A 10,137-nucleotide genomic window follows, 5' to 3' on the forward strand; every position below is an offset into this window, starting at 1 on the left:
GCGCCCACAGCGCCGTTTGCGGCGTCGACGATTACTTGCGACACGTGTTCACTTAATTAAGTTATTTTCATATCAGATATACACGAAAAATTATATTTCGCGCTCGCTCCTTGGGGTAAGTGCACATGTCCGACGACAGCAACCAGATGGTCGCGTACCTCCGTCAGAACCCCCGCATGATGGGCGTCCTGTTCACGCTCACGCTCCTGCTCTCACAGGCAGGAAGCGTGGCAGCCGGCAACACCGGAGTCATCTACGGCCCGTAATCACGAGAGGAATTCGCAGTCCCAGTAGACGGTATCGTCGTAGACGACTGGAATCTGTTCTAACGCGAGGAAGTTTCGAAGCTCCGCCTCCGTGAGCCTGATGTCGGAGAGACCCTGCGAGGAGAGATAGTATTCGTTCGTCTCGGGTAAGGCGGGAATGATAAGCGACCCGGGCCCGCATCGAGACGTTGGATACGAGTTGTACGAGAGACTGTACTCGTCGTCTGACAGCTGTGCGACCTCACAGAGTACCGCCACACCACTTTCGGTCTGAACGACCGACAGCCCGCCGTCCCCGACCACGCCGTACTGGTGGGCGATGTCGCTGTCGGTTCGGACCACGTCGAGAGATGCCTGCAGCGGGAACCCCCCGTTAAGCAGTCGGGCCAGCGTGCGCCCCACGCCGACCGCCTGACTGTTGATGACCTCGCTGAACGTGACGATACCGCCGATAGCGCCGGCCTCGACGAGCGCAAGCCCCTGGTCGTACGACTGGCAGGCGTTGAGGAAGAACGCCCCCGTCCCGACGCGGTCGAGCGTCTCGGCGTCGACCCTGCCGTCGTGACACTGGAAACCGTCGTCGTCGATGTGGCCGATGTAGTGGAGGAAATCGGTCGGCTCGGCGAGTATCTCCCGAAGCTCCGCCCGGCTGAGGTCGTAGTGGGCGTCGATGTCGAACGACAGCCCGTCGCGCGAGCCGTACACCTCGTCGACGATGTCCGTCTCGGCGAGCATCTCCGGGTCGTTACAGACGACCGTGATACCGATGTCTCCCTGCGTCGGCTTGCGCTGAAGCCGGTTCCGGTAGGCGGCGGGCGTGGTCTTGCTCGCGCCAACCGGCGTTCCGTCGCTTATCCACGCCTGCTCGACCGAGTCGGTCGAACTGGGCTTGACGTACGTCTCGTTCGGGGTCGTCGCGCCCGCGCTCCTGACGATGTCGTCGCGGAGGAAATCGTCGACGACGGCGGCTTGCACCTCCGAGTGGGAGACTTCGGTCCCCGTCGGCGTCCTGACGACCGCGAGGTCGTTCGTGATGAACGGCAGGAGTTCGATGTTGTCGGTCTGCGGCGCGACGTGCGTCGTCAGCTTCCACTCCGGGACGAGGTCGGCGATGTGCTCGTAGGGTATCTCGAAGTACGCCGAGAGCTGTTCGCCGAGCGACGCGTCGTACAGCCGCTCGACGTCGATGTCCGTCCGCGACTCGACCGTCTGGCGCTCGTGGAGCGGCACGTCGTAGATGCCCTCCGTCCGAACGACGCAGTCGAGGAAGAACGTCCGTTTGAGCGCGCGCGCGACCGACTCCTCGAAGCCGTGGGGGCCGTCGAAGTCGTGGACGAACCCGTCGGCGACGAGTCGAGGGGCGTCACCGGGGACGAGTCTCGCGCCGAGGTAGTACGCCAGCGGCGTCGCCACGAAGATGTGACTCAGCGTCGGCGGAAGTTCGATCCGGACGCCGGTCTCGGGGACGTGAAGCCCCTCCGGGATATCGAGCTCGTCGCCCAGTTCGAGGAGCGGCGGGTGCCCCCGAAGCGTCGGATACGACCGCTCGACGCTCGTGGTCTTGAGCGCGGAGCTAAACGCCGAGACGGCTTCCATCACGTCGAGCGGGTCGTCCGTCGTCGTCACCGTCGTCGCGGGGCTCTCGTGCGACGACCGTGCGCCGACGTACACCGTCTGCGGCTCCTCGAACGAGAGGACGGTTTCGAGCGGCTTCGCGTCGACGGTCAGCGGCCCCTCGACTCGGAGGTACGTCTTGACCGCACCGAAGAGCTCGATGCTGTAGGTTGCCGCGTCGAGTTCCTCGTGTCCCTGCTGGTCGACCTGCGCGAGCATCGACCCCGCCTCGTCGCGGACGCAGACGACCGTGTTCGCCGCCAACCCGATACGGTCGGTCTCGATGCGGACCGCCGCGTCCGTCGGGAGCGAGAACCGACGCCGGTCGGCCGGCTCGGGCGCGACAGGCGACGGCGTGCGAAGCATGAACTGGTGGCGTTCGACGTTGTCCCGAACGACCAACCCCGCGCCTTCCGAAGGGAGCGAAAAGCCGACTTCCAGCGTGGAAGACGCGTCAGTCCGCTTGCCCTGCCCGGACGATTCCATTGAGTCTATGTGACACGATTAGGGTAAAAAACGTATTGGTCGTGAGAAATTCACGGTTCCAACGGGAACCAGCCGGACGAGACCTCTTTTCGCCGAAGGTGCCAACGTTGGCGAGCCTCCGCACCCTCGACATCGAGTTCGACGACGGCGTCGAACAGCGGTTCGAGCATCCGGTTTATCTCGTCCTCGCGGTCGCCGGGAGACCAGACGTGGACCATCCCGTTTCGCGCGCGGACGTGAGACGTCATGACGTGGAGAAACCGAAACACGTGGTCCCGCTCGTACCGCGAGAGGAGCGACGGCAGACAGTCGAACGCGACGCGGAGTTCGGCCGGAGAGAGCCCCCCGGCGAGGCTGTCGAACTCGGTCACGTCGGTCGCGAGTTCCGCGCCGAGTTGGCCGAGGCCACCGCTCACCCGGCGTTCGCAGGTCTCGACCGCAGTCGGGACGACAGCCGACGGTGACGACGACGCCGTTGCGCTCCGTTCGAGCGTCGAGTACCGCACCACGCGGGTCCACTCCTTCGAGCGTTGGATATCGGCGTCGAGACGGGTATCGAGCGGCGTCGAGTCGTTGAGAACTAACAGGCGGCGTCGCGGCTCGTCGGGAGCGCCGAGCATCTGCTTGGACGCGCGCGAGTAGAGTTCCGTCGGAACCGACCCGACGACGAGGAGCGCGCTCCCTCGTCGCTTGAGGTCGTCCAGCCCGAGTTGGAACGTGGACGTGTCCTCCGTCACGGCGATGTCCGTGTCACCTCCCGAAACCATTCGTGTTGCACGAGGAAACCATATTTAATAATACTTTGCGTGTTGGTCTCTCGAAATGTGCCACCAAGTGTCATGATCGATGGTGCACTCTGAGCGGGGCGTCTTCGGTCGCTTCGGCCACCTGAGACGGCCGAGTCGACTACCCCGTCGCCCGGACAGTCAGCACGGGAACCGGCGCGGTCCGGACAACGCGCTCGGTGACGCTCCCGAGGAGCACGCGCTCGACACCCGTCCGGCCGTGGGTCGCCATCGCGATGACTTCCGCGCCGTGTTCCGCCGCGTAGTCGAGGATGGTTTCGTGGGGCGCGCCCCGCCGCACGGCACCGACCGTCTTGATGCCGCGGCTCTCGCCGCGTTCGACGACCTCATCCACGACGCGTCGGCCCTCCTGCTCCAGCGTTTCGAGGACTGTCCCGCCGATGATTCCCGCGTTATCCCGCGTCGTGTTCACGACGAACAGTACGTGTACCGTCGCGTCGTACCGCTCCGCGAGGTCGAACACGTGCGGTATCGCCTGTTCGGCCGCCGGACTCCCATCGACGGGGAGCAGGATTTCGTCGTACATCGTTGGATGTACGCACTCTGTCTGTGTGAATGCTTTGCATACTCACACGTGCGCGTCGGTCGGTGAAAAAACGAAAAAACGGGTGCGAACCGGGTCAGATCAGCCGCTGACGTACGCCTCGATACGGTCCATCGCCTCGCGGAGTTCGCGCATCCCCGTCGCATAAGAGACCCGAAGGTGGCCCTCGCCGCCCTCGCCGAAGACGCTCCCCGGGACGAGCGCGACGTTCTGTTCTTCGAGGAGGCCCTCGGCGAACGCCTCGTCGTCGCCGTCGGGAGCCTCCGGGAAGACGTAGAACGCCCCTTTCGCCTCGAAGCAGTCGAGTCCCATCTCCTCGAAGCGCGCGAGGACGAACCGCCGGCGGCGGTCGTACTCGCGGCGCATCTCGTCGACGGAGTCGTCGCACGACCGCAGCGCTTCGAGCGCCGCGTACTGCGCAGTCGTGGGCGCCGAAAGCATCGCGTACTGGTGGACCTTGTTCATCGCGTCGATGGCTCCCGGCGGTCCCATAGCGTAGCCGAGGCGCAGGCCGGTCATCGCGTAGGCCTTCGAGAAGCCGTTGAACACGATGGTCCGCTCGCGCATGCCGGGGTGGGTGGCGATGGAGGCGTGGTCATCCTCGTACCGGAGGTCCGAGTAGATTTCGTCGGAGAGCACGACGAGGTCGTGGTCCCTGACGAACGAGGCCACGTCGGCGAGTTCGTCGTCGGTCATCACCGCGCCGGTCGGGTTGTTCGGGTAGCAGAGCACCAACACGTCGGCCTCGTCGGCCCCGGCGGCTTCGAGCGCCTCGGGCGTGAGTTTGAACTCGTCTTCGGCGCGGGTCGGCACCGGGAGCGGTTCGCCGCCGGCGAAGATGGCTCCCGGCGTGTACGAGATGTACGACGGCTGGGGAATCGCCACCACGTCGCCGGGGTCGACGAACGCCCGGAACGCGAGGTCGACGGCCTCGCTCGCGCCCGTCGTGACGATAATCTCGTCTTCGGGGTCGTACTCCTGCCCGTAGCGGGTGACGCGTTCCGAGATGGCCTCACGGAGTTCGCGCATGCCGCGGTTCGACGTGTATGAGGTCTTGCCGCGTTCCAGCGAGTCGATGGCGGCGGTCCGGGCGGCCCACGGCGCAGAGAAATCGGGTTCGCCGACACCGAGGGAGATGACGTCGTCGACCTCCTCTGCGAGTTCGAAGAACTTCCGAATCCCCGACGGCGGCACCTGTTTGACGCGGTCCGAAAGCTGGTCGCCGAGCGTCATGGCGACACTGAGAGCCGGTCGTCGTCGTCGCCGTCGCCGAGTTCGATGCCCTCCTCCTTGTAGGAGTCCATCACGAAGTGCGTGACCGTCTTCGTGACCTCGGGGATGGGGGCGATGCGCTCGGAGACGAAGTTCGAGACGGCGTGCATCGACGCGCCCTCGACCTCGATGAAGAAGTCGTAGTCGCCGGAGACGAGTCGAAGCGTGGCGACCTCGGGGAACCGCGCGATGCGGCGGGCGATCTCCTCGTAGCCCGTCTCGCGGTCGAGTTCGACGTCGACTTCGACCTGCGCCCGGACGTGTTCCTCGTCGACGTTGTTCCAGTCGACGACCGCCTGGTAGCCGCGGATGACCCCGTCGTCTTCGAGTTCCTCGAGCGCTGCTGCCACTGCTTCGGCGTCTGCGCCCAGTTGGCGGGCGATGTCATCTACGCTCTCGCGAGCGTCGTGACGCAGCAAGTCGAGCAGTGACTGCTTGTCCATGGACAGTCCGTTGCGGGCATCCGTAAAATGGTTTGCCCAACCGGGCGGAATTGTCGTGTTAGGTGGTACCGTGTTCCAAAGATTCCGGCCCCGTCCGGCGGAACACTATTCCACCGCCGGCGGAAACCTGTCCGGCATGAACGCCGAGTTCGATTGGCTCACCCTCGACGACGACGAAGCGGTCCTCTGGGCCGACACCCCGCATCCCTACAGCCTCGTGCCCTCCTTCATCGTCGGCGTCCCGCTCTCGCTCGTCCTCGTGGGCATCCCGCTCCTCGTCGGGTCGTACCTCTCGCACAAGAACACGAACTACGTCGTCACCTCCGACGCGCTCTACCGGAAGACGGGCGTCCTCTCCCGGAGCGTCCAGCGCATCGAGTTCGACAAGGTACAAGACACCTCCTACAGTCAGACGTTCCTCGGCGCGCAGTTCGGCTACGGCTCCGTCAACATCAGCACCGCCGGTGGAAGCGGCATCGAGATGAGTTTCCAGAACGTCGCCGACCCGCAGTCGCTCCAGACGCTCGTCAACGAGCGAATCAAGCGCCGCTCCGGGGCGGAGACCGACGCGGAGGGGAAGGCCGCCGTCCTCGACGACATCCTGACCGAACTTCGTGCGATTCGACAGGCCGTCGAAGGTGGGGAAAGCGTCGCCGCGGACGACGCCGCGCCTGACGGGGACGGAGCCGAGTCCGCCTCCGACGCGTCGGCCGACGCGCTCGAACCAAGCGACTTCGAGTTCGACGCGACGACTGACGAGCGATGACGGGCGGCGATTCGAGACCTGCCGGTTCGTCTCCCGACGACCCCGCCGCGACCGAGTCGGCGACCGACTCGACGGCCGACGCAGCGACCGACTCGGAGACCGCCGCGGCCATCGACGACTGGCTGGCACGCGGCGACGACGAGACCGTCCGTTGGGAGGGTCGCCCGCGGATACAGACTGTCATCCCGGCCGCCGTCGTCGGCCTCTCGGTCGTCGCCGTTGCGGCCGCCGCGGCCGTCGTGAACGGTGCGCCGGCGCTCGCGCTCGTTGGGCTCGTCGGACTCCTCCTGCCGGCGTGGTCGTACCTCCGCGTCACCAACACGCGCTTCGTCGTCACCGACAGGGCGCTCTACCGGAAGACGGGCGTCCTCTCCCGGAGCGTCCAGCGAGTCTCCCTCGACCGCGTCCAGAACAGCGCGCTCTCGCAGGGCGTCGCGGGGTCGCTGTTCGGCTACGGGACCGTCGCAGTCGAGGCCGCTGGCGGCGGCGCAATCCGCTTCGAGGACGTGGACGACCCCGGTGCCGTGCGCGACCGAATCGAGGGTCGCGACGACCGCGATGGCGACGAACTCCCCGGCACGGTCGAGCAGTGGGCCGCCGTCCGCGACGAGGTGCGGGCGCTCAGAACGGCGGTAGAGCGATAACAGAAAAGCGATCGTTTTCGGTTCGGTATCGGTATCGCGACGCAGAGAAGGTTTCGCGTCGCGTCAGTCGTCGTCCGACGCCGGAGCGGCGGGGCCGGGCTGTGCCGTGCTGTTCCCCGAGAAGCCGACGCCCGCGAGGACGAAGGCGAACAGCACGAACGGCGAGAGGTAGCCGAACATGTAGTATGGTGCGTACTGGAGCGTCGAGACGCCGAGGACGCCGGCCATGTACGCGCCGCCGGCGTGCCACGGGAGGAGCGCGCCGGTCGGGGTCCCGGCGGACTCGATGGCCTGCGAGAGGTCCGAACTGTCGAGGCCGAACTCGTCGTAGGTGTCGCGGAGCGTCATGCCGGGGACGACGATGCTCATGTACTGCTGGGCGGTGAGCGCGTTGGTCAGCATCGCCGAGACGCCGGTGGAGGCGACGAGCAGGCGCGGGCTCCGAATACCGCGCTGGAGGCGGTGGGCGAGCACCGCGAGGACGCCTGTCTGTTCGAGCAGGCCGCCGAGCGTCAGCGCCGCGACGACGACGGCGATGGTCCACGCGGACCCCGAGACGCCGCCGGAGGCGAGCAGGCTGTTGACGAGTTCGGAGCCGGTCTCCGGGCCGGTGCCGCTCATGAACGTCTGCCACGCCGTGACGAACGACGCGCCCTGCACGAGGATACTCGTGAACGCGCCGGCGAACGCGCCGGCGAGGAGGACGGTCAGCGCGGGGTAGCCCGCGGCGGCGAGGCCGAAGGTGACCGCGAGCGGCAGGAACGCGAGGAGCGTGATGTCGTACGAAGAGGCGAGCGCGGTCTGAATCTCGGCGATTTGGCCGGCCGGAATCGCGCCGGTGATACCGAGGCTGAGGACGACGAAGCCGACAAGCGAGAGGCCGAACGCGACGGTCGTCCCGTTCCGCATCGCGTGGATGTGGTCGTAGAGGTCGGTGTTCGTGACGGCGGCTGCGAGGTTCGTCGTGTCGGACAGTGGTGACTGCTTGTCGCCCGCGTACGCGCCGGAGAGAATCGCACCGGCCGTCATGGGCTCGGGGACGCCGAGCCCGGAGCCGATGCCGATGAAGGCGACGCCGAGCGTGCCGACCGCGGTCCACGACGAGCCGATGGCGAAGGTGGCGATGCCGACGAGGAGCGCCGTCGCGGGCAGGAACACCTGCGGCGACAGCAGGTCGAGACCGTAGTACATCAGCGCCGGAATCGTCCCCGCAGCGACCCACGTCGAGACGACGCCGTAGATGACGAACAGAATGAGAATCGCCTGTAGTCCCATCGCCAGGCTGCGTTCGATGCCCTCGTAGAGGTCCTCCCAGGTGTAGCCCCAGACGAACCGACCGAGGAGGCCGACCAGCGCGATACTCCAGATGAGCGGGATGTGCGGGTCGAGTCCCAGCCACGCCGACCCGAGACCGAGGAAGGCGACGAGCCCGAGAACCGGAACGAGCGCCTGCCTGAGCGTCGGGCGCTGCTCCGGGGCGATGTCGTCGTACGACCGCGGTGTGTACCTATCAGTTCCCATCGTAGCTCAACAAATAACTTTAGAGCATAAAATTGTGTCGTGTTATGCTTCAAGTGCATTGTTATGCAATGTCGTACTTTTGTTTGACAATATGATGCTCAGCAGTAATTCATCGAGCGAGTGGCCCCGAGCGGTTGCGTCGAACATTCACGTATTATGATAGGTCGATATTTCGGAACGTGTCAACGAATAGGGAAACAGCCATACCGGAGGCGCGCCACGGGTCGGGCATGGTCTTCGACGAGTTCTTCTTGTTTCCCCTCGGGCTGGTCGCCCTTCTCGGGGCGGTCCCCCTCGTCATCCTCTATCTGCTGCGGCCGGAGCCGGTCCGGCGCACCCTTCCGACCTTCCGGTTCCTCGCGGACTCGGCGGGACGAAACGCGTCGAACCCAATCTTCGACCGCCTGCTCCGGAGCCTGCTCCTCCTCATCCAACTGCTCGCGCTCGTCGCGCTCGTCGGCTCGCTGGCGACGCCGTACGTGATGGTTCCCGAGTCGGAGACGGTCCAGGAGACCGTCCTCGTCGTGGACACGAGCGCGAGCATGGGCGTCCGCGACGGCGGGGGAACCCGATTCGACAGCGCTCTCGCCGCGGCGCGAGACGAGGTCTCCGGCACGACCTCAGTCGTCGCGGCGGGGTCGAACGCGAACGTGGTGCTCCGCCGGGGGAGTGCGACCGAAGCCCGCGCCGCCCTCGACGACCTGCGCGCGAGTGCGGCACCCGGCGACCTCCGCTCCGCGATTACCGCCGCCGCCTCCATCGCCGGCGAGGACGCTCGCGTCGTCGTCCTGAGCGACTTCGCAGACGACTCGCCGTGGAGCGACGCGGTCCGCGAGGCCCGCGCCCGCGGCCTCGTGGTTCAACTCCGGCAGTTCGCGGGCGGCGGACAAGGCAACGTCGGCATCGTCGACCGGCGCTTCTCCGGCACGAACGTCACCGTGACGGTGAAGAACTACGGCGACTCGGCGACGACGCGGACGCTCTCTCTCGCCGGCGCCACACGGGAGGTCCGGATGGACCCCGGCGACGTGGCGACCGCGACGCTTCCGGTCCCTGCGGGCGGCGGACGCGCCGAACTCTCGCCGGGCGACGCCTTCCCGACCGACGACGCGCTGTACGTCGCGGCCCCCGAGGACGCCTCGGTGGACGTGCTCGTCCTCACGAACGACGAGAACCGCTACCTGACGGCCGCGCTGTCGGTCATTCCCGAGGTATCGCTGACCGTTGACAACCCGCCCACGGCGGTCTCGACGAACTACGACGTGATTGTCTACAGCAACGTCAACCCCGGTCGCCTGCTCTCGGGCAACGTCGAGGCCGGCCGCGAGGTCGTCGCCGACGGCGGCGGCGTGGCGATTCAGGCACAGGAGGAGTCGCCGAACTACGGCGACCTGCAGCTCGTCTCGCAGGCGAGCATCGAGACGAACCCGACCGTCGGGACCGTCGAGAGCCACGAGATAACCCGCGACATCACCTTCCCGCCGCCGACCGAGTACGTCGCGGGCGACCTCCGCGCGGGTCAGTCGCTTGTGACCACGACCGGCGGCACCTCACTCGTCGCCGTCGAGCGCCGCGGGGCCGGCCGCGTCCTCTACTACGGCTTCATGGAGGACAGCTCGGCGTTCAAGTACAACTACCAGTACCCCGTGTTCTGGAAGCGCTCGGTGTTCTACCTCGCCGGGCGCTCGACGCTCCCCGAGCTGAACCGGGCGACCGGCGGGTCGCTCGCGGCGGGCGCGAACCAGACCGTCGAGACGCCCGCGGGCGAGGCGACC

General features: G+C 66.6%; 10 protein-coding genes. 4 read left to right on the top strand and 6 right to left on the bottom strand.

The annotated features are described in order from the left end of the window. The first annotated feature begins 125 nt into the window (after positions 1–125). Complete coding sequence (locus NKF06_RS08365; RefSeq protein WP_008093006.1) at positions 126–266, top strand: hypothetical protein; 141 nt, start codon at positions 126–128, stop codon at positions 264–266. Here NKF06_RS08365 and NKF06_RS08370 read toward each other — a convergent pair whose 3' ends face one another. The 5 genes from NKF06_RS08370 to NKF06_RS08390 form a co-directional block, all read right to left on the bottom strand. After that, complete coding sequence (locus NKF06_RS08370) at positions 267–2,282, bottom strand: hypothetical protein (RefSeq protein WP_253245122.1); 2,016 nt, start codon at positions 2,280–2,282, stop codon at positions 267–269. It abuts the gene before it with no gap. Positions 2,283–2,416: 134 nt separating this feature from the next. Continuing rightward, entirely contained in the window at positions 2,417–3,133 is a 717-nt protein-coding gene (locus tag NKF06_RS08375; RefSeq protein WP_253245115.1) for a hypothetical protein, read from the bottom strand. 139 nt (positions 3,134–3,272) lie between these two features. Continuing rightward, positions 3,273–3,698, bottom strand: a complete 426-nt coding sequence (locus NKF06_RS08380; RefSeq protein ID WP_253245116.1) for a universal stress protein — start codon at positions 3,696–3,698, stop codon at positions 3,273–3,275. A 99-nt stretch (positions 3,699–3,797) separates the two neighbouring features. Further along, entirely contained in the window at positions 3,798–4,949 is a 1,152-nt protein-coding gene (locus tag NKF06_RS08385) for an aminotransferase class I/II-fold pyridoxal phosphate-dependent enzyme (RefSeq protein ID WP_058827110.1), read from the bottom strand. Then, positions 4,946–5,437 (bottom strand): Lrp/AsnC family transcriptional regulator, encoded by a 492-nt coding sequence (locus tag NKF06_RS08390; protein WP_256364939.1) that lies wholly within the window; start codon positions 5,435–5,437, stop codon positions 4,946–4,948. The genes NKF06_RS08385 and NKF06_RS08390 overlap by 4 nt, the downstream gene beginning before the upstream one ends. Before the next feature lie 130 nt (positions 5,438–5,567). Between NKF06_RS08390 and NKF06_RS08395 the strand changes: the two genes are divergently transcribed. Further along, positions 5,568–6,197, top strand: coding sequence for a PH domain-containing protein (locus NKF06_RS08395; RefSeq protein ID WP_058827111.1), 630 nt, complete (start codon positions 5,568–5,570; stop codon positions 6,195–6,197). Then, positions 6,194–6,841 (top strand): PH domain-containing protein, encoded by a 648-nt coding sequence (locus NKF06_RS08400; RefSeq protein WP_253245117.1) that lies wholly within the window; start codon positions 6,194–6,196, stop codon positions 6,839–6,841. Before NKF06_RS08395 ends, NKF06_RS08400 begins: the two co-directional genes overlap by 4 nt. 63 nt (positions 6,842–6,904) lie before the next feature. On the opposite strand, the gene nhaC is transcribed toward NKF06_RS08400, so the two are convergent. Further along, the gene (nhaC, locus tag NKF06_RS08405; RefSeq protein ID WP_253245118.1) at positions 6,905–8,362 is read right to left on the bottom strand and encodes a Na+/H+ antiporter NhaC; all 1,458 of its coding nucleotides are present in this window, start codon (positions 8,360–8,362) and stop codon (positions 6,905–6,907) included. A 230-nt stretch (positions 8,363–8,592) separates the two neighbouring features. On the opposite strand from nhaC, the gene NKF06_RS08410 reads away from it, so the two are divergent. After that, positions 8,593–10,137: BatA and WFA domain-containing protein (locus NKF06_RS08410; RefSeq protein ID WP_253245119.1), on the top strand; the 1,545-nt coding region annotated here is incomplete at its 3' end.

The sequence above is a fragment of the Haloferax sp. AB510 genome, assembly GCF_024136985.1.
Taxonomy (GTDB): domain Archaea; phylum Halobacteriota; class Halobacteria; order Halobacteriales; family Haloferacaceae; genus Haloferax.